The sequence below is a fragment of the Trichocoleus desertorum AS-A10 genome (assembly GCF_039962155.1).
Taxonomy (GTDB): domain Bacteria; phylum Cyanobacteriota; class Cyanobacteriia; order FACHB-46; family FACHB-46; genus Trichocoleus.
Genome location: NZ_JAMPKN010000006.1, coordinates 158764 through 182634, shown reverse-complemented (window position 1 = coordinate 182634; position 23871 = coordinate 158764). Strand labels below are relative to the sequence as shown.

At 49.0% G+C, this 23871-nt stretch carries 23 protein-coding genes; 11 read left to right on the top strand and 12 right to left on the bottom strand.

Annotation, left to right across the window (positions count from 1 at the left end):
* Window positions 1–12: 12 nt before the first annotated feature.
* Both NDA01_RS11565 and NDA01_RS11560 read right to left on the bottom strand, forming a co-directional pair.
* Window positions 13–1332 carry an ankyrin repeat domain-containing protein gene (locus NDA01_RS11565; RefSeq protein WP_348228052.1) on the bottom strand — a complete coding sequence of 440 codons (1320 nt, stop codon included), beginning with the start codon at window positions 1330–1332 and terminating at the stop codon, window positions 13–15.
* 86 nt (window positions 1333–1418) lie between these two features.
* Window positions 1419–1613, bottom strand: coding sequence for a hypothetical protein (locus tag NDA01_RS11560; protein WP_190439226.1), 195 nt, complete (start codon window positions 1611–1613; stop codon window positions 1419–1421).
* Between the two features lie 369 nt (window positions 1614–1982).
* Between NDA01_RS11560 and NDA01_RS11555 the strand changes: the two genes are divergently transcribed.
* Window positions 1983–3194, top strand: coding sequence for an SGNH/GDSL hydrolase family protein (locus NDA01_RS11555; RefSeq protein WP_348228051.1), 1212 nt, complete (start codon window positions 1983–1985; stop codon window positions 3192–3194).
* Here NDA01_RS11555 and NDA01_RS11550 read toward each other — a convergent pair.
* A complete protein-coding gene (locus tag NDA01_RS11550) occupies window positions 3151–3951 on the bottom strand; it encodes a creatininase family protein (RefSeq protein WP_348228050.1) in 801 nt (266 codons plus the stop codon). The two genes, NDA01_RS11555 and NDA01_RS11550, sit on opposite strands and share 44 nt — an antisense overlap.
* Window positions 3952–4337: 386 nt before the next feature.
* Between NDA01_RS11550 and NDA01_RS11545 the strand changes: the two genes are divergently transcribed.
* A complete protein-coding gene (locus NDA01_RS11545) occupies window positions 4338–4952 on the top strand; it encodes a lysozyme family protein (RefSeq protein ID WP_190439235.1) in 615 nt (204 codons plus the stop codon).
* 80 nt (window positions 4953–5032) lie between these two features.
* Here NDA01_RS11545 and NDA01_RS11540 read toward each other — a convergent pair whose 3' ends face one another.
* Complete coding sequence (locus NDA01_RS11540) at window positions 5033–5164, bottom strand: hypothetical protein (RefSeq protein WP_348228049.1); 132 nt, start codon at window positions 5162–5164, stop codon at window positions 5033–5035.
* A gap of 23 nt (window positions 5165–5187) precedes the next feature.
* On the opposite strand from NDA01_RS11540, the gene NDA01_RS11535 reads away from it, so the two are divergent.
* The 5 genes from NDA01_RS11535 (at window position 5188) to NDA01_RS11520 (ending at window position 11057) form a co-directional block, all read left to right on the top strand.
* The gene (locus NDA01_RS11535) at window positions 5188–6150 is read left to right on the top strand and encodes a polyphosphate kinase 2 family protein (RefSeq protein ID WP_431193379.1); all 963 of its coding nucleotides are present in this window, start codon (window positions 5188–5190) and stop codon (window positions 6148–6150) included.
* Window positions 6151–6276: 126 nt separating this feature from the next.
* Complete coding sequence (locus NDA01_RS11530) at window positions 6277–7620, top strand: cytochrome P450 (RefSeq protein WP_348228048.1); 1344 nt, start codon at window positions 6277–6279, stop codon at window positions 7618–7620.
* Window positions 7621–8050: 430 nt separating this feature from the next.
* Complete coding sequence (locus tag NDA01_RS31895; RefSeq protein ID WP_431193384.1) at window positions 8051–8173, top strand: PEP-CTERM sorting domain-containing protein; 123 nt, start codon at window positions 8051–8053, stop codon at window positions 8171–8173.
* 247 nt (window positions 8174–8420) lie between these two features.
* A complete protein-coding gene (locus tag NDA01_RS11525; protein WP_348228047.1) occupies window positions 8421–9752 on the top strand; it encodes a trypsin-like serine protease in 1332 nt (443 codons plus the stop codon).
* Between the two features lie 543 nt (window positions 9753–10295).
* On the top strand, window positions 10296–11057 hold the full coding sequence (locus NDA01_RS11520; RefSeq protein WP_348228046.1) for a hypothetical protein: 762 nt from the start codon (window positions 10296–10298) through the stop codon (window positions 11055–11057).
* Between the two features lie 495 nt (window positions 11058–11552).
* On the opposite strand, the gene NDA01_RS11515 is transcribed toward NDA01_RS11520, so the two are convergent.
* The 6 genes from NDA01_RS11515 to NDA01_RS11490 form a co-directional block, all read right to left on the bottom strand.
* Window positions 11553–12908, bottom strand: coding sequence for an FAD-binding oxidoreductase (locus tag NDA01_RS11515; RefSeq protein WP_348228045.1), 1356 nt, complete (start codon window positions 12906–12908; stop codon window positions 11553–11555).
* Window positions 12909–14246: a cytosine deaminase gene (locus NDA01_RS11510; protein WP_348228044.1), complete on the bottom strand. Its 1338-nt coding sequence runs from the start codon at window positions 14244–14246 to the stop codon at window positions 12909–12911.
* A gap of 15 nt (window positions 14247–14261) precedes the next feature.
* Window positions 14262–15062: an ABC transporter permease gene (locus NDA01_RS11505; RefSeq protein ID WP_348228043.1), complete on the bottom strand. Its 801-nt coding sequence runs from the start codon at window positions 15060–15062 to the stop codon at window positions 14262–14264.
* Window positions 15063–15247: 185 nt separating this feature from the next.
* Window positions 15248–16123, bottom strand: a complete 876-nt coding sequence (locus NDA01_RS11500) for an ABC transporter ATP-binding protein (protein WP_348228042.1) — start codon at window positions 16121–16123, stop codon at window positions 15248–15250.
* 83 nt (window positions 16124–16206) lie between these two features.
* Window positions 16207–17259 (bottom strand): ABC transporter substrate-binding protein, encoded by a 1053-nt coding sequence (locus NDA01_RS11495; protein WP_348228041.1) that lies wholly within the window; start codon window positions 17257–17259, stop codon window positions 16207–16209.
* 90 nt (window positions 17260–17349) lie between these two features.
* Window positions 17350–18129: a sulfite exporter TauE/SafE family protein gene (locus tag NDA01_RS11490; protein ID WP_190439263.1), complete on the bottom strand. Its 780-nt coding sequence runs from the start codon at window positions 18127–18129 to the stop codon at window positions 17350–17352.
* A 152-nt stretch (window positions 18130–18281) separates the two neighbouring features.
* Here NDA01_RS11490 and NDA01_RS11485 point away from each other — a divergent pair, with 152 nt between their 5' ends.
* From NDA01_RS11485 to NDA01_RS11470, 4 genes are read left to right on the top strand one after another with little or no spacing between them, the layout of a single operon-like run.
* A complete protein-coding gene (locus tag NDA01_RS11485) occupies window positions 18282–19592 on the top strand; it encodes an ABC transporter substrate-binding protein (protein WP_348228040.1) in 1311 nt (436 codons plus the stop codon).
* A 22-nt stretch (window positions 19593–19614) separates the two neighbouring features.
* Window positions 19615–20529, top strand: a complete 915-nt coding sequence (locus NDA01_RS11480; RefSeq protein WP_348228039.1) for a carbohydrate ABC transporter permease — start codon at window positions 19615–19617, stop codon at window positions 20527–20529.
* On the top strand, window positions 20526–21428 hold the full coding sequence (locus NDA01_RS11475) for a carbohydrate ABC transporter permease (protein WP_348228038.1): 903 nt from the start codon (window positions 20526–20528) through the stop codon (window positions 21426–21428). Before NDA01_RS11480 ends, NDA01_RS11475 begins: the two co-directional genes overlap by 4 nt.
* 13 nt (window positions 21429–21441) lie before the next feature.
* Window positions 21442–22527: an ABC transporter ATP-binding protein gene (locus NDA01_RS11470; protein ID WP_348228037.1), complete on the top strand. Its 1086-nt coding sequence runs from the start codon at window positions 21442–21444 to the stop codon at window positions 22525–22527.
* A 21-nt stretch (window positions 22528–22548) separates the two neighbouring features.
* Here the strand turns inward: NDA01_RS11470 and NDA01_RS11465 are convergent, their stop codons facing one another.
* Together NDA01_RS11465 and NDA01_RS11460 are read right to left on the bottom strand one after the other, a co-directional pair.
* Window positions 22549–23331, bottom strand: a complete 783-nt coding sequence (locus tag NDA01_RS11465; protein ID WP_190552162.1) for a class I SAM-dependent methyltransferase — start codon at window positions 23329–23331, stop codon at window positions 22549–22551.
* Window positions 23332–23534: 203 nt separating this feature from the next.
* Entirely contained in the window at window positions 23535–23819 is a 285-nt protein-coding gene (locus NDA01_RS11460) for a hypothetical protein (protein ID WP_190439278.1), read from the bottom strand.
* Between the last annotated feature and the right edge of the window lie 52 nt (window positions 23820–23871).

Sequence of the window (23871 nt, the reverse complement as noted above, 5' to 3'; positions counted from 1 at the left end):
GAGTTGTTGGCTCTATTCAATTGCGCCACGACTTCTGAGAAGGCTGATTTCTCCTTGAAGACCAGCTTTTTTAGCTAACTGTATCGGTGTATTGCCAGCGCGATCTTTAGCGTTAATTTCCGCTCCTGCGGCTAAGAGAAGCTCAAAGGCTTTTCTTTTTTCAATGGCAGGGGTGGCAGCTAAATGGTGTAGGGCTGTCTTGCCTTGGTTATCATTGGCATTTACATCTACGCCTTGGGCCAGCAGCAACTTGATTTTGTCTCCTTTCGCATCTGGAAATTGCGCGGCGATCGCTAGAGGAGTCATGCCGTCTTTGCGCTTAACCCGAACATCAGCTTCTCTCGCCAAAACTAGCTTGAGAGTTTCCATCTGGCTAGATCTCGCTGCCCAATGCACCAGAGTCATGCCATAACCATCTGGCAAATTGACATTAGTTCCTTGGCTCAGCAGCAGTTCTACCATTGCTGGCGAGGAGAATTCGACGGCTAAGGAGAGTGGGGTTCTGCCATCTCTACGTCTAGCCATTGGGTTAGCTCCCTGGCGTAGTAGTAGGTCTGCCACATCGAGGCGCATTATGGCGGCTCCATGCAAGGGAGTGTTGCCGTCCTGCGCTTTGGCTCCAGCCTCAGCACCAGAAGCTAGCAGGAGCTTCACGGTTTCTGTATTTTGGATTGTTGCTGTTGCTGCATGTAATGGCGTTTTGCCTTCACGATCGCGGGCATTCACCTCGGCATCTTGTGCTAAAAGTAGCTTAACGATGTTTCTGGTGGTTGCGTCCGTGGCAGCTACATGCAGGGGTGTGCTGTTGTTTAGATCCTTGGCGTTAATCTCCGCCCCTTTTGTGACTAACAATTGGGCGATCGCTTGGGTTTTGGCTAGATGCAGGAGCGTCTTGCCGGACTCAAATTTATAATTAACATCAGCTCCTTTTTCGAGAAGCGTTTCTATCGTGAGCTTGCCGCTGTTGCCACTATAGCGGGACACAGCATCATATAAGGCTTGATACCAATCTAAATCTGGCTGAGCCAGCAATAACTCTGCTACCTGTGGATTGGCACAGCCCAATAAAGAGACTTGCTGCTCAGTACTTCCCTGGCCGAGGGTAGTCATTGCATTGGGATTGCCACCACTATTCAGATAACGCCTCATGGCGGCAGCATCTTGGCAAAGATTGGGATTGGGTTGAGCGCCTAGTTTGCTTAAGAGCAGCCATTGATAAGGACTGGGCACAGTAGCAGTCGCAGCCGTGAAACCGATGAAGGCGATCGCCAGCCCTGCTAGAGATACCAAAAACTTATTTCTCATGACCTGTTCTAGAGCTTGGTAATTCATTGACCCTGCGGGGGTCGCTACTGTATTACCTACGCTCTAGAGCTTTAGCTTTTCAGGAAAGATCTGCCAATTATGTTAGCAAAGGCTTAATAGCTGTCTTCACCGGGAACCGTGTCTGCACCGGGCTCAGAAAAGTCTTGCTGCATTGAGCCTTCGCAGATGGCTTGCCATTGGCAGAAAAGTTCGTAGCCGTGTAAATCGGTATTCCGATAGCGCTTAATAGCTTGGTCCAACTCTTGAGGAGTTCGGGGAACTGGAACTGTGCAGGTAAGCTCAGGCATAGTTAAAACCTCGACTGACAGAACTAAATGCTGTGACTGGAAATACTGTGACTGGAAAACCGTGGCTGAAATGCAGAAGTTGAAATGTCTTCTAACTCCAATGTAATCAAATCAAGACAGGAATAGTATCTAAAGTTACAATTTTTAGACTGTGGATAGGGTAGGGGCAGGAAGCTCATCCTGGCGATCGCATTTGCGACATAACTGAGACTTCACTTCCTTAGCCCCTGTTGTAACATCGGTTTTTGATTGAGTGGTGAATTTCCTGTGAAGTTATTTCGAATACTGAGTGGTTTTACGTAAAGCTTGCTACAAACTAAAGATCGTTCTTGCAACGAATTTTCTACAAAGTTAGATTGAACAGGCTTTATGAGAACAGTACTAACAGGAATTTCGGGAGCTGCGATCGCGATCGGCAGCTTGACCTTAATTAGCCAGCCCAGCACTGCCGCCACCCTAAGCTTCAATCAAGTGTATTTTTTTGGCGATAGTCTGAGCGATCCTGGTAACGCCTATAGAGCATCAGCCGGGTTAGTGCCCCCTAGCCCTCCTTATGCTGAGCGATTTAGCAATGGCCCTGTTTGGGCGGAATACTTAGCAGGTCAATTGGGTCTTAGCCCTGTCTCTATCACTCAGCTTTCGGCTCAAAACCCGCCGCTGCAAGGAGCCAATTTTGCTTTTGGGGGTGCCACCTCAGGCACAGCCAATACTGTAGTTCCCCTTTTCCCAGCGCTGCAACAGCAAATTGCCCAGTTTCTTAGCTTGCAGCTTCCTGCTAATCCGAATGCGCTCTTTGTGCTGTGGGCTGGTGCGAATGACTATCTACCAACAGAAAGTACTTTTCAACCCTTTACCAATCCCAAGCCCTCTGTCACCAACATTACTACAGCAGTTAGTGCGCTAGAGGCGGCTGGAGCACAAAATATTCTGGTGGTGAATCTACCAGATTTAGGCACTTTACCGCTAACCCGTACTACCACTGATGCCCCGAGGCTGAACGCCTTATCCAAAGCTCACAATAATTTCCTCTTTCGCCAAATGAGGCGCTTAGAGCGATCGCCTGGTTTTGATGCCAATATCATTCCGCTTGATGTCAATGCTTTGTTTCAGCAGGTCATCAACCAACCGTCTCAGTTTGGCTTGACCAATGTCACCGATTCTTGTTTTGTTCAACAACCATTCAGCATTTGTAGTAACCCCAATGAGTATTTGTTTTGGGATAGAATCCATCCCACCACAGTCGCTCACCAATTGATTGGTAATTTCGCCTTCGACAACCTCGTTGCTCTATCTTCACCGACAACCGCAGCAGCTTTCGCCGCACCTGAACCTGCCAGCGCAGATTTGGCAACTTCAACCTTTGCGGCCCTCAAATCTGCGTCAGCTCCAGACTCCGCAACTTTGACAGCCCTGCGATCTACCAGCCAGGCTTCAGCTTCTGTCCCTGAACCCACGACTGCTTGGGGGCTTCTAGCCTTAGCGGGTTTGGGAATCAGCCAAGTGTGGCGGCGTCGAGAAGTTTTAGCAAATGGTCCTGCTAGCGTTGTTGAGGCGGCTGAAACGCATACACATCTCGGATAACTTGGACCCAACCTGCTGCCAGCGACTCCAGGAGGCGATCGCCCTTTTCGGCGCTGGCAGTCGTTGGGTCACCAATTACTCCACTTTGGCTCAAGTCTCGCGTAGTCCAAGCGAAAGGTAGTTTACCTTCTATGCTCAAAAGACTTCCGGGCTGCTCTGGCGGATATTCCGCGATCGCCTTTTCCATCCGAATTTGGTTTGGTAAAATCGCCAGCATCAAGCTGGTTTCCGCATCTCCCGCATGAATGCCCAACTTCAGTTCTTGAGGACTGAGGAGTTCTTTGGCAATGTGTGGAGCTTGCCAAACGAACAAAGGAAAGATACTAAAATCTTCGTACTTGACATGCAAATCCCGCGCCGCAATTTCCAGTACTTGGGGCTGTCCACCGTGGGAGTTCATCAGCACTAACTTACGGAATCCCGCTCTGTAGACACTTTCGGCAATTTCGCTGATTGTTGCCAATAAAGTTTGAGCACTGAGCGTAATTGTGCCCGGAAAATGCCAGTGCTCGTTGGACTTGCCATAGTACAGCGGTGGTAAGGCATAGGCAGGAACGCTCGCCTCTAGCTGCTGCAACGCTTTACCCAAAACAGCCTCCCCGATCGCTGCATCCACAATTAGCGGCAAATGCGGCCCATGCTGCTCGATCGCGCCTAGAGGCTGCACTAGCACCACATTGGCTTTATCGGGCATGGCTTGAACTTCTGTCCAGGTGAGATAGGGGAAAAACCGCTCCGGAGGAATAAAGCTATGCATAAATTAAAGTCTTTATTAAAAAATTATCCTGATTCATTCAACACCGTAGTTCACTGATTGCTTCAAGCTAATTCGCAGCCTCTCATAATCTGGAATTCCATTCAGTTCAGTATAAGCACGAAGATTCCGCTTCAGCGATCGCCCCAAACATCGCTAGCTCAATCACACGCGATCGGCTCTTGATTTAATTCTGGCGCTAACTCGAACCACAGAATCAGTCTTGCAGCGATCGCAGCGTCACAAATTCCCACTAAATTCTCTCAGCAGAGAGCCAATAGCCGTAGATTTACCGATTTGCTGGTTTAGGAGCCCAGGCATCGTAAGGAGACTTGAGTTTTGGTCACTCAAGTTATGCCGTGTGAAGTTGATTTTAGGAAGGTTAGATTTTGCTAAAACAGTGGACAAGTTCGCGCTCCCTCACAGCCGTAACCACTCTGGTCGTCCGAGGTTTGTTGATGGGAGGGCTAGCTCTGCCCGTGGTGGTTCCTGCTGCTCAGGCCAGCACCTATGATTTTCAGGTAGAACCATCATCAACGACCCCCTCGCTTCCTCCTCAAGTGATTGCGCTCCGCCGCGCCATTATTGGACAAGAAAGTGGCGCTAATTTTCGAGCTGTGAACCGCCATTCAGGAGCCTTGGGCTACGGTCAGGTCATGCCTGCCAACATCCCCAGTTGGACGAAAGAAGCCCTAGGTCACTCCATTACAGCTTCAGAATTTCTCAACAGCCCTGAACTCCAACTCCAAGTGATTGACTTCAAACTCAATCAATATTGGCAAGCCGCTTTAGTTGCCAGTAACGGGGATGAAGCGATCGCCGTTCGTCGGGTGGCTTCCCATTGGTACAGCGGCAAGCCTTATCGTTATAACCACACTACAGCCAGCTATTATGGCGGACACCGCTACCCCAGCGTTGCCGAGTACACGCTAGCAATCTTGCAGCGCTATGAACAGCAAAAAGGATTGTTAGGAATCGACCAGCTAGGTTACAGCCCTTGGTAAACGGTTGGAGTTATGTGGGGTGCGCAAAGCCCGTTCCACAAGTCCAGTTCGGTGAAATATGTAGATCTTGAGAAAGCTTGCTAGGTGACAGTGCGACTGAGTGTGGTCGCTAGAATAAGGCTGAGAGCGATCGCTAGATTGTAAAGAGAAAGCGATCGCTTCACCTTAGAAAACAGACAGCCTGAAGTGATGCACTTACTCAGGTGAGTCAAGCTGGTAAGCCAAGGGAAAGCAGATGGGCAAGAAGAAGCAGGCAGCCAAGAAGACAGCGGCAGAGAATGGCATCAGTGCAGAGATGTATCAGGCTCAAAAAGCCGCCAATCAAGCCACCGATGCGATCGCAGATGTGATGACTCCGGAGGATAATGTCGGCGATCGCCATCCTAGGCCAGATTATCCCCGGTATCGCGTCCGTCCTGGGCACCCGATTGTTCTAGCCGATCTCGACCCTAACGAGTCGAATGCTTACCAAAATAAAAAAGATGCAGAACAAGAATTAGAACGACAAAGGCAACGCCTCCAAGAACTGCAAGCCCGCTTATTTGCTGAGCAAAAACAAAGCCTATTGATCGTGCTGCAAGCCATTGATACTGGTGGCAAAGATGGCACGATCAAGAATGTGTTTCAAGGCGTGAATCCCCAAGGCTGCCAAGTTTGGTCATTTAAGCAACCTAGTGTTGAAGAACTCAATCACGACTTTCTCTGGCGGTATCATCAACGCACACCGGGACGAGGCATGATCGCCATCTTCAACCGATCGCACTACGAAGATGTGTTGGTGACGCGGGTGAAGCAGTTAGTGCCAGAACAGATTTGGCGAGGGCGCTACCAGTTGATTAATGAGTTTGAGCACATGTTGGCTCTGAATCACATCACGGTGCTCAAGTTCTTTCTCCACATCTCCAAAGATGAGCAAAAGCGCCGCCTCGAATCTCGCTTAGCAGAACCCGATAAACGCTGGAAGTTCTCGATAAATGATGTCAAAGAACGTCTCCTTTGGGACGACTACCAAATAGCCTTTCAAGATGCGCTCAATTCTTGCTCGACGGAATATGCGCCTTGGTATGCAATTCCTGCTAACAAGAAGTGGTATCGCAATTTGGTAGTGGCTCGCACGATCGCCGATACTTTAGAATCTATGAATCCTCAGTATCCTGCTGAACCCCCCGGATTAAATGAGATTGTGATTCCCGATTGAGCGATCGCGCCAGATCATGAGGCGCTACTAGTCTTGGGGTTGGATGGGCTTTGCCCACTTAACCTGACAAATCCAATTTGGTGAATTAGTAGCTCTAAAAATAGATCAATAATCAGCAGAGAGATCATGTCGAGCCCATTACCAAATCCGGTTAACACACCTGCTTGGTGGCAATTGCTCAATTGGATTGCTGACCCGATCCAATTTCAGCAGAAATACAGCCAGCAGTATGGGGATATGTTCACGTTGCGGCTGGGGAGTCTAGGAAGACCAATCGTGGTAGGCAATCCGCAAGCGATCCAAGACATCTTTAGCCAAGATGCCAAATTTGATATTGGTCGAGCCAATGCGATCGCGGAACCTCTAATTGGGCGTAACTCTCTGATGTTGATGGATGGCGATCGCCACCGTCGCGAACGCAAATTGTTAATGCCGCCTTTTCATGGAGAAAGGCTCCAGACCTACGCCCAACAGATCTGTTTGATCACAGAACAGGTTGCCAGCCAATGGCACGTGGGGCAAACGTTTGTAGCTCGGACTGCCATGCAGCGAGTGAGTCTAGAGATCATTCTGCAAATCGTCTTTGGCTTGAGTGAAGGAGAGCGCTACGAGCAACTTAAACCCCTCCTCACGCAATGGCTAGATATGACGGATTCTCCACTCCGCTCTAGCTTCTTATTTCTGAAATTCTTACAAAAAGATTGGGGAACCTGGAGTCCTTGGGGCCAAATGCGGCAGCGGCAACGCCAAGTACATGCTCTCCTTCAGGCAGAAATTGCAGAGAGACGTACACAAGGAGAAACAGGTCGTAAGGATGTCCTGAGTCTGATGATGGCGGTGCGAGATGAGCAGGGGCAAGCCATGACCGATGAGGGGATCCGCGACGAACTCCTGACCATCTTGTTTGCAGGGCATGAAACAACAGCAACCACTCTGGCTTGGGCTTTCTATCAAATCCATCGCAACCCTCAGGTGCGAGAAAAATTACTGCATGAACTAGACAGCATGGGCGATCGCTCATCTCCAATGGAGCTAGCTCAGCTTCCTTACCTCAATGCCGTTTGCCAAGAAGCATTGCGGATGTACCCCGTTCTCCCAGTAATTTTCCCTCGCGTTGCCAAATCACCTGTGCAGATAGCAGGCCAGGAGTTTGCGCCTGAAACCACTTTTATCCCCAGCATTTATCTAGTGCATTACCGAGAAGAACTGTATCCCAATGCTCAACAGTTCCAGCCAGAACGGTTCCTAGAGCGGCAATATTCTCCTTCCGAATATCTCCCCTTTGGTGGCGGCAGTCGGCGCTGTCTGGGATATGCCTTGGCGCAGCTAGAAATGAAGCTGGTTCTAGCCACAGTTCTCTCTCAATATCAACTAACCTTGGCAGAAAACGAGCCTGTGAAACTCCAACGCCGTGGCTTCACCCTCGCTCCTAAAGGTGGAGTGCGGATGGTAATGACCGGAAAGAGATAAATCAGGAGTATTGGATTTCGATAGCCCTCTTTTGTTACTTTGGCAGAAGCAAAACCTGGAACTTCTGCTGTGCCTGGGTTGTACTCTTTTGCCACGTTTAAAGTCATGAAATTCGAGCTCCAACCTAGAAGAGGCTTTTGAATTTCGCCTCAGTAAAAGTGACTAAAGAGAGCTAAGTACCAAGTAGCACATCATTGCTCTAACTATCAACTGCGGTATAACTTGTCCTTATGTAACAAATATTTCATGAAGCTTAAGTGATCTTACTTAAAAATACTAGCCTTTTCGTTAGAAGTTATGAGACGTTATTGGAGACGTTTTGGAAATTGGTTAAAAAAAGTGCTCTACCAATATTCCTATTCTGTGGAGCTCATAAATCTATGTTGATTAGGTACGTTCAAGCCTCAACTGATGCTATCGCAGTAACTTAATTGTTCCGACTCCAAGTCCAACTCCAAGAACTAAAACAGTTCCAGAGCCAAGTACACTTGGTGCAATCTTACTATCTGGTCTCATGATGCTGCGTTATAGCAAGCGGGGTCAGAAGAACTAGAGTAGTTACAGCTACAAGTGGATTTTGGGAAATACTCTCAAACCCAGATGGTCTAACAATTCGGTTGGAGCGGACTGTCAAAAATCCTTGATTTGGTATTAGAGGTTATTTGTAGCTTCAAAAAATGAGCAAACGGACAGTTAGATCATTCAGTTTGAGGTTTTTTCAGCCTCAAACTATTTAAGCATTTTGACGTTTTAACTTCAAAAACGGACTCTACCAACAACAACTTTTTGGAGAACAGGTTATGCCTACACAAAAACTGACAGGGAAATTTTTTATTACTCTCTCTGGAGCTATCTCTACATTTTTTGCGATCTCTGCTGACCAGCTAAATTATTCTGCACAAGCCATTACGATTCGCGACGATCGCTACTTCACCGAGTACATGGATTTGGCTAACAACTATCCCAGTGTTGGAAAGCTAAATATCTTCTCTCCCAACAGTAACGGGCAAGTATGTTCAGGAACTTTAATTCGCTCAACTTGGGTATTAACAGCAGCACATTGTTTAGAGAAAAAGATTGAAAAGATTGATGGGAAAGGTTTTGATTTTGAGGACGCGAATGCTGCAATCTTCGAGGTTGGAGGTAATAAATATAATGTTGTTGGGGGTGTCATGAAATCTGAGTGGTTGACCAAAAGCAGAGTTCTTCGTGCTGGTTTTGACCTTGGTTTATTCAAGCTTGATGAGAGCAAGCCAGTCGTGGGTGTTAATCCTGCACCTCTATATACTGGACGGCAGGAAAACTTGAGGTTTGGAACTTACGTTGGTTTTGGCATGACAGGGACGGGTTCAACTGGTGCGATTGTAGGCACTCAAGGCGATAAAAAACTTGCTGCTCAGAATTTGATTGAACTAGCTAGATTCGTTAAGGAGACAATGATTACCTCTGACTTCGACAATCCTGACCTAGCGGGCAACCCTTTCAACTATGATGAGAAACCGTTTCCGACAAATCTGGAGGGAAACATAACTAGAGGTGATAGTGGTGGTGGAGTGTTTGTCAACACGAAGAGTGGAGTTCCGGTCCTTGTTGGGGTAAATTCTTTTACAGGCGGTGGTTCAAAATCAGGGGAAGGTGCTGGAAAATACAGTAAATCAGTTTTGGCTTTTGATCCAACAGATCGTGCAACGATGGGTGCTGTTCGAGTTAGATCTTTTGTGGGTTGGATCAATAAAGTTATCGAAAACTTTCAACTCTCAGGACCGATCGAGAAGGTACCTGGCGGTAAAACCCTTCTTTTTGATGATGAAGCTGCTTCAGCAGATGGTAATACTATCCAATCAGGAGACCTCTATAAATTTACGTTGACTGAAGACATTTTTAGTAATCCTCTGATCGAAGGGACGGAGGACTCTTTCATATTTGCAGGTGATAGTGGAGATCCAACCCCAACCCCAACCCCAACTCCAACCCCAACTCCAACCCCAACCCCAACCCCAACCCCAACTCCAACCCCAACTCCGACTCCGACTCCGGAAACTAAAACAGTTCCAGAGCCAGGCACACTTGGTGCAGTCTTACTATCTGGTCTCATGATGCTGCGTTATAGCAAGCGAGGTCAGAAGGACTAGAGTAGTCACGCCTACAAGTGGGTTTTGGAAGATACTCCTAACCCCAGACGGTCTAACAATTCGGCTGGAGCGAACTGTCAAACATTCTTGGTTTGTTGCTAGATGTTATTTGCAGTCGTTCAGCCGAACTGTTATGCGGCAAATTCTCATCTTTCAATCTTGCATATCTCCTATAAAGGATAGCTTTATAGTTGCTTTCCTCAAAGATGAAGTTTCGGTGAACAGTAGAAAAAATACTTAGATTATTTCCATAAGGATGTTGAAACCGTTACTGGTATAGCACTTAGCAATACAAGGATACACTTTGGAGTGCATCGAGATCGAAGCTATGTATCTATCTCGCAAGAATTTAGGGTGTCTTGAGGTAACAAAAACACTGACTCCACTGTGAATTGTCTGGGTGTAACTGTTGCCCCCAGCAGTGATTTAGGCATTTTCTATAGACTTGCCACCTTTATAGTGTTTGTTTGCATCACGCTGAGCGAGATTGAGTTTTAGGATGCTTTTACCATGCACAAAATATTTTGACTATGGAGTTCAACAATGGTTTCACTTGTTCAAAAAACATCTTTGGCTGTAGCCGGAGCAGCGTTTCTCTCTATTGGATCATTTGCAGCAGACGTGATTACTTCTACTGCTCAAGCTGCAACTATTACCAATGGCTTCACATTTTCAGTAGCTGATGGTGGTGGAAACGGCATTGGTAACCACTTCCATTCCAGCACTGGTGGTGACTTTGGTAACCCTCAGGGAAAAGCCGAGGTAGGAAATTTCTTCAGTGAGCAAGTCCGCGGATTATCGGAGTATAACCTTGCTGGATTGGCTTCCGGACCTGCCTTTGTAACCTTCGATCTTTTCAGTCTTGGAGGCTTATTCAGTGGTGAAAATGATTTCCCATTCACAGGCAATATCAACGTTGTTGCCTATGCTGGCAATAACGCTGAGAATGTTTCAGACTTTCAAGCTTCATCAGTTGGGACTGTTGGCACATTTAATGCAGCGGCTCTTGTAGTTGGCAATACCCTGAGTTTTGACATTTCCTCAATCTACAACAACGCTCTTACCCAGAGTTTGTCGTCTTTAGGCATTCGATTGCAAATTGCAAGTGGCACGAGCACAGGTGGTGGAGCATTTACCTTCGATAACTTCCGTCTTACCAGCGATAATCAGACAACAGCTACTCCAGAACCTACACCCACCCCAACTCCGGAAACTGAAACAGTTCCAGAGCCAGGTACACTTGGTGCAGTCATACTATCTAGTATCATGATGCTGCGTTATGGCAAGCGAGGTCAGAAGAACTAGAGTAGTTACAGCTACAATTGAGTTTTGGAAGATATTTCCCACCCCAGATAGTCTAACAATTCGGCTGGAGCGAACTGTCAAACATCCTTGGTTTGTTACTATATGTTATTTGCAGCCGCTCAGCCGAACCGTTATCAGAAAAATACTAATGCCTTGATTAGTGATCTGAATTTGAGTGTGCTCATTAGTTGAACTCATTTCTGGATTGGGATGTGCAGAAAAGCTGCTTTTGTCTGAATGTAGTTGCTCTTACAGGCCTTGTAGAATCAAGGTATATAGACCTGCGTAACTGCCTTAGGACACTATTCTGGAGAGAGAGAAGTGTGGGATACAACATGCCTGCCCCGTTTCTACCCATTGACTTGCCTGGATAGTTCAGTGGCGATCGTAGAATAGCGTTTAGAGTAGCTCGCCAGCGGGCGAATTTAGGATTTTGATACACCAGACTTGAGCAAGTGGTGATTAAAGTGCTGATATAGTTAGGCACGATCGCCTTTAGCGTTCTAGCCAAGCTCGCATCTTACCTGGATTCAGCAAGCCGTAGGGGTCTACCATCTCCTTAAACTTCAATTGCTCCACATTGATCGTCTTCATGCCACCATCTTCCAGGATGTAAGTATGGGGATTAAAGATGAAGGCTCCCTGTGCTTCGTGGTAGGCAATAATCTCGTTGAGGCGAGCTTCTGTGGTGTAACGCACCAACTGGAGAGCGGCAGGACGGGCCACGCCCCCAACGCGAAAGAATTCCAGGTGCATGATTAACTCATCAGCGAAATAATGATAGATGTGCTCTACCAACTTAAGATTTTTGTCGTCAGGAAAGAGAGTTTGTAAATAGGTAAGGGAGGGATCAACACTGCGGGCATGAAGTGTGGTGTGATTCCAGGAAAACTCTCCCAAGGGCATGCCGTGACTGGCTTCCTGGGCTGTTTTTTGCTGGCAAACAGTACCGCCATATTCTTTAACTAAATCTGCTAAAGATTCCAAGCAGGACTCCGCCACCATTAGCAACGCACAGTGAGAGCCTTCTGGGATGCAGGAACGGAGCGCTGCAAAGTAGGTAGGAACTGGCCAAGCGTGGATACTAATTAGTTTCTTGATGATGCCATCGGAGTCTGCCAAGGTTTGCCCAAAGCGAGCCGCCGTCATGAAGTCAGGAAAACTGACAACCCACTCGGCCCAAGGATAAGCAGGCCCCAGAGGAATCTCCAATTCGGTGATAATGCCATTCACGCCATAGGCATGGTTTACCTTCTGCACCTCATCGCCCCGTAGCTCGATCACACGGGGTTCATCTTCCATTGTCACGACCCGCACTGCCAGGAGATTGCCGCGATCGCGCAGTTGCCCGTAGGTAATCGAGCCAATGCCGCCGCTGCCTCCTGCAATAAATCCACCAATGGTAGCGGTGCGGTAAGTCGAGGGAGCCATGCGAATCTCCCAACCAATTTCTCGCGTTTTCTTGTCAAGGTTGGCTAGCTTCACCCCTGGTTCTACACAAGCCAATCCCGGTTTAATCCAACGAATCGCTTGCATCGAACTCAAATCTAGAATCACCCCACCATTGAGAGGAACACACTGCCCGTAGTTGCCAGTTCCCGCTCCCCGTACCGTTAAGGGAACTCGGAACTTGACACAAGCTGCGGCCACGCGCAACACTTCTGCCTCACCCGCCGCCCGCACGACTAAATCGCCCTTTTTGCCCGCTAATTGCGGCTGTAGCACTGGGCTGAAGTTGTAGTAGTCCTGTGACAGCTTCGCGACCTGCGTTGGGTCAGTGATGAGTTCCAATCCTGCCAGTTCCGCAATCAGAGCATCGAGATCCATAGGTTTGACAGGGGTCGTGGTCATCTAGCCAATCTCCGTAAAGCCGCGCAGATGATCTAATTCAGCATAATCGGGTGGGGTGGTGTCAATAGCTCGGCCCGATCGCAAGACAATCCGGTCGTGCTGCGATCGCGACAGTAGCTCGCTAAAGGTGCGACCCTTGAACAAAATTAAATCAGCGGGTAAGCCCACGCCAATGCGCCCAATGTCAGGCAATTGCATCAAATCAGCGGGAGTTGTGGCGATCGCACGGGGCCAGTCACCATAGGGGCGATCTAGGTGGGCAATCTTGGTTGAGAGTGTAAAGACTTCCAGACAATCATGATCGCCAAAGCCATGAAATGGGTCACGGCAATTGTCACTAGCGATCACCACCGGAATACCTTGTTGCCGTAATTCATGCAGCAAAGTCACCCCTCGCCAACGCGGAGTCCGCTGAGGCACGCGGTCTTGCAGATACAAATTGCACAGCGGCAAGCTGACAATGCCAATCTTCGCTTGTTGCACCAAATTTAATGTCTCCGCCACTTCTGTTGGACTTTGCACCGCTAAACTGCAACAGTGCCCGCAGACAATCTGCCCCGTGAACTCGTGACGCAGGGCTGCTGCTGCCACTTGCCTCAGTGTTTTGCTGTCTGGGTCGTCGGTTTCATCCGTATGGAAATCTAGATTCAGTCCTCGCTCCTGAGCTAGAACGAATACGCGATCCAATTGAGCATCCAGTTCTGGATGAACAGGCGCAAATCCTCCCAACACTCCTCCCAACTCTGCTATTTTGTCTGCCAGAGCTTCTCCTTCGGGGGTGAGAAACATTTCTAGAGGAGCGAGGCAAACCGCTTGCAGTATTAGGCGATCGCGCCACTCCTGCTGGAGCAACCGAAACGCTTCAAAACTTTGCTGGGAAAACTCCCCGATCGCATCAATGTGAGTCCGAATAGCTCGCGTGCCGTGGGCATAGCTGCACTTGAGACCAAACTCCATCCGCCGATACACATCTTCCAAGTTCCAATGTTGAGCGGCATCCTTTTCTACAGTGATCAGGGCACTGGCAAACGTGCCATCCGGATTTGTTGCTCGTTCCCAAATATGTCCTTTATCCAGATGCGTATGGATATCCACAAAGCAAGGCCAAACCTGCCCACCTTGCAGGTCTAAGGAGGGTAAGGGAGATGTTTCCTGAGTGGGATTAGGCCGCGATCGCGCCACCTGAATCAACTCCACCAACCCAGTGCGAATCTCCAGATCAACTAACACCAAACCATCGGCATTCTGCTGAGCTGCAATCTCAGGGCGATCGCCTGCTATCAAACAAACTGGAACGTGGGCATTCAGGAGCCAGTAATGATCAGAAGTTGGCAACATGCAAGGGCTAAAGATTTAATTCTCACGTTTTATTGCACTTTCATGCCAGTGGCGCAGCAAGAAATCAGACAACAGCGTCAGCACCACAAAGATCCCCACGCCTAAACCAGTCGTCATCAGCAACGCCGCAAACATGCGCGGAATCTGTAAGTTATAGCTCGCCATCAAGATCTGATAAGCAATTCCTGCCCTTGCCCCACCTGTCCCCGCCACAAACTCAGCCACCACCGCTCCAATCAACGCCAACCCCCCACTAATCCGCAGACCGCCCAAAAAATAAGGCAGCGCACTCGGCAAACGCAGATACCACAAAGTTTGCCAGCGGGAAGCTCGGTAAAGCTGAAACAGATTCAACAAATTATGGTCGGCACTATTTAACCCCAACGTCGTATTGGCAATGATGGGAAATAGCGCCACCATCCAAGCGCAGACCACCAACGCCGCAAATGTGTTATTCCGCAACCACACAATGATTAACGGCGCGATCGCCACCACAGGCGTGGTTTGCAACAGCACCGCATAAGGAAACAGACTCCGCTCAATCCACTTACTTTGGGCAAACAAAACCGCGATCGCCACCCCAGAAACCACCGCCGCCAGAAAAGACACCAGCGTAATTTGCAGCGTCACCAACAACGCCGGAAATAACTCAGGCCAATCCCAAACCAGTGTCCGCAACACCAAAAGCGGCCCAGGCAAAAGATAAGGTGGTATCCCCGTCACGCGCACAAAGATATCCCACCCGAATAGAGCGACTACCGCGATCGCCAACGGTGGCAGAATATCAACGCCCAGTAGCACTTTTAATCTCTGCATTTCACTTTAAACCTAACCCCCAGCCCCTTCCCTTGTAGGGAAGGGGAGCCAGATTTGTATACCAAGTAGCCCAAAAGGAGAAATCATTGAAAACACTTTTTGGAGGGGGTCTGAGGGACGGTTGCGTCCCTCAGTGGGGGTTTGGGGGCGAGTGCCCCCAAGGCTCGGATTTCCAAAAACATAACTCAGAACCCCGCTCCCAAAGATAAAGCACTAGACACCTCTCGACAGTACTCATTAAACAGCGACGACAAGCGAAACTCCTCCGTACGGGGATAAGGAACTGCAACCTCCACCTCAACCACCACCCGCCCCGGACGCGCCGCCATCACTACTACCCGATTTGACAAATACACCGCCTCATAAATGTTGTGCGTTACAAACACCACCGTCCAGCGCTTCTGACTCCACAAACTCAGCAAATCACTATTGAGCTTGCTCCGCGTCATCTCATCTAGCTCCCCAAACGGCTCATCCATCAACAAAATATCAGGCTTCGTCACCAACGCCCGCGCGATCGAAACCCGCATCTTCATGCCGCCCGATAACTCACGGGGATAGGCTTGCTCAAAGCCCTCCAGCCCTACCAGCGCGATCGCCTCCGCCACCGCTGCCCTAGCCGCCAACTTCGACATCCCCGCTAACTGCAACGGCAACCGGACATTCTCCAGCACCGTGGCCCAAGGCATCAACGCCGCTTCCTGAAACACAAAGGCTAACTTCGGGGCCAATTTTGAACTAGATGGACGCTGCCAAAACTTCCTCGCCGCCTTAGCCTCCGCTTGAACTGCGCCCCACGCAATCTCCCCAGAACTTGCCTCCCCCAAGCCTGCCATAATCCGCAGCGTTGTGCTTTTGCCACACCCCGACGGCCCTACCAAACTAATGAACTCAGACTCCGCAATCTTTAAGTTCATCTCCCGCAAGGCGATCGTGCCATTGGAGTAGACCTTACTGACTTGGTGGAGCGCGATCGCACAAGAATTCTTAGCAAAACGAGACTCAGACAAGTCTGGCTGGTGGCAGGATTCAGGGCACTCCTGCGCTGAGGGCGTATCCATTCCCCGCAATCTCCTTATCGTATGACCACAGCCTTAAAGATATCTTGGCAAATATCACTGCTTGTAGGAACAGCTCAGGCTCTTTAAGCTTGATAAGCTTGGACTCCCTTATTCACAAACTGAAGCGTATAAGCCTCTTTGTAGTTAGTATTGGGCTGATATACAGACGCCGCTACCATGCTGTCAAAAAATACTTTCCAGCGATCGTCTGTCATCGCTCCGATTCCCAACTTCTCAGCATCACCAGACACCACAATGCCATACTGCTTCATTTTCTCCAAACTATAAGCCAGCTGAGCATCAGTCATTTCAGGGTTAGCTTTTTTAATCAACTCATTACCCAGCGCCGGATCTTGAAAATAGCTATACCATCCCTTGATCGAAGCATCCACAAATCGCTGGACCAAATCAGGCTGCTTTTCTACCAGGTCTTTGCGGGTTTCGATCGTAGTGGAGTAAGGTCTGTAGCCGTAGTCAGCCAACAAAAATGCGACTGGTTCAAACCCGCCTTCTTGCTTGATTTCAAAGGGTTCAGAGCTTAAATATCCTTGTTGCACCAAGGTTTTATCAACTAGAAATGGCCCCACATTAAAGTTGTAAGGACGCTTTTGGTCATCTGTGAAGCCATACTTGGACTTGAGAAATGGCCAAAAGGTTGTATTAGCTGCCGCAGAAATTAGAATAGGAGCGCCTTTGAGTTTTTCTAAAGAGTCACGGCCTGTTCCAGGATGAACCAGCAGCACTTGAGGATCTTTTTGGAAAATGGCAGCCACCGTTACTTTAGGGATGCCCTCTGCGATCGCTTTAATGGCATCTGAGCCATATCCCATAAAAAAGTCAACAGCTCCTCCCATCAACAGTTGAGTCCCGTTGACCTGCGGCCCTCCCATTTGAATCGTCACATCCAAGCCGTGTGCTCGGTAGATGCCAGCCGCCACGGCTTGATAAAATCCCCCATGCTCAGCTTGAGCAAACCAATTTGTTCCGTAGTTGACTTTATCAAGCTGGCCGTTCCCCGCCGCTGAACCTGCACCGCTAGAAGTAGTTGGCTGGTTGTTGGCACAAGCGGCCACAATACCACTGCCTAGTGCCAGCGTGCTATAGCAAATAAACTTGCGGCGGTTCAGTTGCCCCATGATCACCCTACCTTGTCCCCGAAAACTTAAAAATCAACCTTGACTCTCAGGAGATTAGCACTCCTTGGCTAGAGCCAGGGTTCTGTCAATTTAGGACAAGCTACTGTAACTTTGCCAAGCTTGCCAAAAAATATAAAGCGATAGAATCCCCAAAAATCCCCGAAAGATCAGGCTGACAATCGCATCTGGGAGTTTAGGGAGAAACCGAGTGCTGATCTGGGCTCCTACTAGCCCCCCCAGCCCTAAAAGCAAACCTTCCGTTGCTAGTACGTTGCCTGCTAGCGTATGCCCGACGGAAGCTGAGATAGCGGTAAGCACAATGACCCCCAAACTGGTTTGAATCGCCGTTTTGATCGGCTCTCCCAGCAGCAAGATTTGCAAAGGCACCATAATCACGCCACCCCCGACACCAAACAAGCCAGCCAAGATGCCAGCGGCTCCCCCAGTTCCCAAACGCGCCATGAGTGGGTTGATCCGAGTCTGGGTAGCATGAGGCTCCTTGGCAACGAGGCGTTTGCGCAGATCGACCAAGTAAATATTTAGTAACAGCAACAGTCCAAAGGCTGCCAGCAAGATGTACGGGGCAATGCGGCTCGCCAAGTAAACCCCAATTTGGGCGGTTGCCAAGGCGGGAAACCCCAAGTAAAGCACTTGCTTGGCATTAAAATACCCCATCCGCCAGTTCTGGACAGTTCCAGAAATAGACGTAATCAGAATCGCTAAGCTACTCGTCGCCACTGCTTGCACAGGGCTATATCCTAAAGCCACTAGCAATGGCACCAAAACAGTGCCGCCGCCAATCCCTAAGAGCCCAGCTAGAATCCCGGAGAACAGACCGCCACTGGCAAGAATCAACCAATTTGCTGGCATATTAACTTAGTTGAACTTACTTTTAATTTATTTTCATATACTCAAAGCTTTATCTATTCAATTGTGAAATCGAGATATCACTAGGATGTAGGCTACGCGATTATGGTGACCTATATTTTTAAGCTCAAGTTTATTTAAGTGTTCAATGATTCATGACATTCCAGAAATTCTTTAGCAAATTGAAACCTGTTTTTCAGAAATTTCGGCGATCGCGCTTCATCGCGTTGTGGGTCGCTGGCTTAGTTCTAACCTTGTTGGTCGTCGTGCCTGCGTTCTCCCAGCCAACCGTTACTCTCAGCTTTCTGATTGGAGCCCCAGAGCGACCCACCTGGGAACCGATCATTAAAGAATTTGAGGCAAGCCATCCAGGGATTCGGCTCAACTTTGTGGAAGGCCCGAACGCTACCAATGCGGTTGAAGATCTATACACATCTTCCTTTCTTTTAGGCAGCTCTCCCTACGACTTGGTGTACATGGACATTGTCTGGGTGCCCAAGTTTGCCGCTGCTGGTTGGTTAACAGATTTGTCCGATAAAGTTGCGGGTACTGACCTCGCAGACTTCTTGGAAGGAGACGTGGCGGGAGGGCGCTATCAAGGTGGGCTGTACCGAATGCCTGTGCGATCGGATGCGGGCATGCTTTACTATCGCAAAGATTTACTAGACGCAGCAGGTTTCAAGCCGCCGGAAACTTTTACAGAGTTGATGAAAATCTCCCAAGCGCTACAAAAAAGCGGAGCTGTCACTTGGGGGTATGTTTGGCAAGGTCGCCAATATGAAGGGGCTGCCGCCATGTTTGTAGAAGTGCTTGCGGGTTCCGGTGGTTTCTGGATTGATCCCCAAACCAAAGCCGTTGGCTTAGATCGGCCCGAATCAGTTCAGGCTGTGAAATTTTTACTAGACACTATTAACACGGGCGTTTCCCCTCGGGGGGTTGTGACTTACCAGGAAGAAGAAACGAGACGATTGTTTCAAAGCGGTACCGTCGCCTTTCTGCGAAACTGGCCTTACGCTTGGCCGCTAGCGAATGCCGAAGATTCGTCCATTCGCGGCAAAATTGCCATTAAGCCAATGGTCCATGCTGTTGGCGCTGAGAGTGCGGCTTGTCAAGGTGGCTGGGGCTGGGGGATTGCCAAAACTACAAGACACCCCAAAGAAGCTTGGGAAGCAGTGCAATATCTCACCAGTATCCAAACCCAGCGTAATGTGACGCTCAGCACGGGCTATTTACCATCGCGGCGATCGCTCTACAACGACCCCGAAATTGTCCGCAAATACAACTTCTTCCCCGCCATGCTAAATGTGATTGACAATGCGGCATTGCGGCCCCCGATCGCTCAATATGCTCAAGCTTCAGATATTTTGCAGCGCTACTTGAGTTCAGCTTTAACCGGACAAATGACCCCAGAACGAGCCATGCAAGCCGCTGCTAATGAAACTCGTCGATTGCTAGGAACTGCTTGAGCTGTAGGAGCACTAAGGCCCAATGACGACAGATACAATTCGTCGAAGAGAACAGACGACAGGCTGGATTCTAGCTATTCCTGCACTCCTGTTGTTGCTATTAGTATTTGCTTATCCGATTGGTCGGGCGTTTTGGGAAAGCTTTTTCACCAAAAATCTCGGCACCGAACTCCAGCCTGTGTTTTCGGGTGTTGAAAACTACACCCGCATGGCGTTTGATGGCCGCTTTTGGGAAAGTTTGCAAAACACAACTATCTTTACAGTTGCTTCTGTAATCCTAGAACTGCTGATTGGTATGGGCATTGCGCTGGTGTTGAACCAGTCTTTTCGCGGTAGAGGAGCCATCCGCACGATCGCGATTCTGCCTTGGGCGCTACCAACTGCCTTAATTGCCCTTGCTTGGACCTGGATTTTCAACGATCAGTACGGCGTGGTCAACGACATCCTTCTGCGCTTAGGGCTGATCCAGACGGGAATCAACTGGTTAGGCGAACCGACGCTGGCTATGATTGCCGTGATTATTGCCGATGTTTGGAAAACCACTCCTTTCATTAGCATTCTGTTGTTGGCTGGATTGCAATCTATTTCCAATGATTTGTACGAAGCTCATGCTCTCGATGGAGCTAGCGCTTGGCAAAGCTTTCGGCAAATTACTCTGCCGCTGCTGATGCCGCAGATTCTAATTGCTGCACTGTTCCGGTTTGCTCAAGCCTTCGGGATCTTTGACCTGATTGCCGTCATGACTGGAGGGGGACCGGGAGGGGCAACCGAAACTGTTTCTCTCTATGTCTACTCCACCGTCATGCGCTATTTAGACTTTGGTTATGGTGCGGCTTTGGTCGTCGTCACCTTTTTGCTGCTGGTGTTGGCAGTCGCGATCGCCAGCTTCTTGCTCAGTAAACTCAGAGCTAGAGCGGCAGGAGTGGAATCAAGATGACAACTACTGATCGTCCTACTGGTACTCCATCCGAGGAAGTAGAAGTCGCAAAGCTACCTCCAGAATCAGGTTTTTCTCGGCGACGCTTGGGAGTCGCGATCGCTGCAGTTCTGATTACGCTGTTTTGCTTGGCTCCCATCCTGTGGCAGCTACTCACTTCTGTCAAAGTCAATGCTGATATTTCAGCCGTACCTACGGTTTATTTCCCCACCCGTTTCACCCTCAATCACTATACAGAACTGTTTACCCGCCGCCCGTTTCTGCAATATGTCGGCAATAGTTTTTTGGTCTCGATCCTCTCTACTCTCTTAGCGTTAGGTCTGGGAGCACCCGCCGCCTATGCCTTAGCACGTCTCCGCATTCCTGGTGAACGGGTAGTTCTCGCCGCAGTCCTAATCGTGACTCTGTTTCCCTACATTCTGCTGTTCTTAGGTCTGCTAGAAGTAGTTCGGGCTTTAAATCTAGGCAACAACTACTTAGCTTTGATCATTCCCTACACCGCGATTAACCTGCCTTTGACGATTCTGGTGATGCGGAGCTTTTTCCAGCAGCTCCCCCGTGACCTAGAAGATGCTGCCAAAGTAGACGGTTTCAACACCTGGCAGATGCTGACCCAGATCGTGCTGCCCATGACCTTGCCTGCCCTCGTTACCACAGGCATCCTCACCTTCATCTCCGCTTGGAATGAATTTATCTTTGCTCTCACCTTCATCACCCGTGAGGACATGAAAACGATTCCTGTCGCCGCTGCCCAGCTCGGTGGTGCCTCCATCTTTGAAATTCCCTACGGTCCGATCGCCGCTGCCACCGTTCTCGGCACCTTACCCCTCGTCATTCTAGTGCTGTTGTTCCAACGCAAAATTGTCCAAGGACTCACTGCGGGAGCGGTGAAAGGATAAATCTAAAATCGTTATGGCTAAACTTGAACTACAAAATTTAAACAAAACCTATACTTCTAAAGTTGTTCCGGTTAAGGATGTCAGCTTGAGTGTGGAGGATGGTGAATTCTTGACACTCTTGGGGCCGTCGGGTTGCGGCAAATCTACGATTTTGCGGTTGATTGCGGGGCTAGAAGCACCAACGCGGGGTCGCATCACGATCGCAGGTCGAGATGTCAGTCGCATGAGTCCGGGCGATCGCAATATTGCAATGGTGTTTCAGAGCTACGCCCTCTACCCGCACCTCAGCGTCTACGACAATATTGCTTCTGGCCTAAAACTCCGGGGCAAGCTCTCTAGTGAGGAAATTCGCCAACGGATTAGTGAGGTGTCTCATGTGTTGGGTTTGGATGAGTTGATGAGCCGCAAGCCAGGGCAACTCTCTGGGGGGCAGCGACAACGGGTGGCAGTAGGACGAGCTTTGGTGCGCCGACCGGATGTGTTTTTGCTAGATGAACCGCTGAGTAATTTAGATGCTTTGCTGCGCGAGCATGTGCGAGCTGAGCTGAAGCAACTGTTTGAAGCCCAAAACACGCCAGTTGTTTACGTTACCCACGACCAAACGGAAGCCATGACGCTTTCGACCAAGGTTGCCGTACTTTCCAACGGTAGTGTGCAGCAGCTTGCCTCTCCCCAACGCATCTACACTCATCCAGCGAATCAGTTTGTCGCAGGGTTTGTCGGTAGTCCCCAAATGAATTTGCTGACGCTGCCTTGTCAGGGCCATTATGCTTTGTTGGGAGATACCAAAATCCCTTTACCCGCAGGTATTACTGCCCCCAAGCACATATCATTGGGCATCCGACCAGAGCATGTGGCCTTAGTTGGGGACGAAGTTCCTCAAGCCGTAACGGTGCAGGGCAAGATTTTTCTAGTAGAGAATCTGGGAATGCAGAATTTGCTAAGTGTCCAGGTGCAGCATCAGCAAGCCCACCAAATTAAGCTGCGGGCTTTACTACCCGCAGATCATAAGTGGGATGGTGAGGTAGTAAGTCTCGCTTTGCCCTTGGATAGAATTCACTGGTTTGATGTGGAAACGGGCGATCGCCTCAATCCTTAAATTCTCAAACCCAACGTAGGTCTAAACAGGTTCCAAAATCCAGTAATACCCCTCATAAATCACTTTGAAGCCAGCTTCCCGGAAAATCTGCTGATTGGTTTCTTGATTTTCTGGCGAGGCAGGCAGGAGAGGCACGCTGGTATATAGCAATCCTTGGGGCGAAATTGCTTTTCTGAAGTTACGGAAGAAGTCGGTGATCTGCTCGGGTGAGCTGTAGGTATAGAGAAAATCGGAACGACTAAACAGATGCAGGCAAGCAATGACATCAAACTTCTCTTCGGCAGAGGGCAGCCAGTCGCCAATCTCCGAGAACTCCATGACTTTGTGCTTGTAGGAAAGAGGGTGTGAGTACTCCTGTTTGTTGTGTGGTCTGGGTTCAATTCCAGTGACTTGTGCCCCTAGAATTTGCAGGATTTCGGCGGCGATCGGTGGGTGATCGTTGTAGAAGTGCACTAGTAAGTCTTCATCATCTGGAGAAGGTGCATAAGAGGAGAGGGCACCGCAGCCAATATCTAGAACTTTAAAGCCATACAAAGGGCTGGTGTTCATGTGGTCAAAATTGCCACATAGCGTCCCAGCTAAAAATAGAATATGCGGACTCAGAATATGGTCTTTTAGATCAATCTTGAATCCCTTAAAGCTAGGATTGCTCCTCATCATTTGAATGACGATTTGCTTGCCAAAGCTATTGAGGTTATGGATCTTCGGATATTCATCAATCTGGACATCAAAGTTCTCTTTGATACCAAGCTTTGTGTGAAGTAAATCCCGTGACAAAGCTTCGATTTTAGCAGCTTCGCTCACTATCAACTTGACGGGGGGTAATATCCTGCGGTTGAGGATTTTTGAACTTCCACTTGCTTGTCTTTTAGAAGCATCAAAAGACATAAGATTCGGCCTAGACGTAGATGAATTGATCCATACGGATCATATCTGACGGAATTCAATTCTGACCTGTGTTAAGTTATTTTCCCAAATTGCCAAGGCTCAAACCATGCCTTACTAGTTCAGTTGACAACCTTTAGCAAGCCTCGGTGCAGCAGTTCATAAACTTGCTTGAGGAGGTTTTCTTCTTGAGTGGTTAGAGCAGCTTGGCAAGAGGCCTTCATGAGCAGGCGCTGGTCGAGGCGGCTGATTTGGCGGGAAGCGATGATTTTAGCGATGATTTGTTCGAGGGTGGCTTGGGGGGCAACAAGTTCAACTGACATCTGCGTGTGGGGAACATCGACATATTTAATATCGGTGATCCCTCGGTTGCCACAGGTGATGTGCAATCTGGGGGAATGTGACAATTTGAGTGGGTGTCGGTGATTTAGATTACGAAGCTAAGCGATCGCCTCCCAG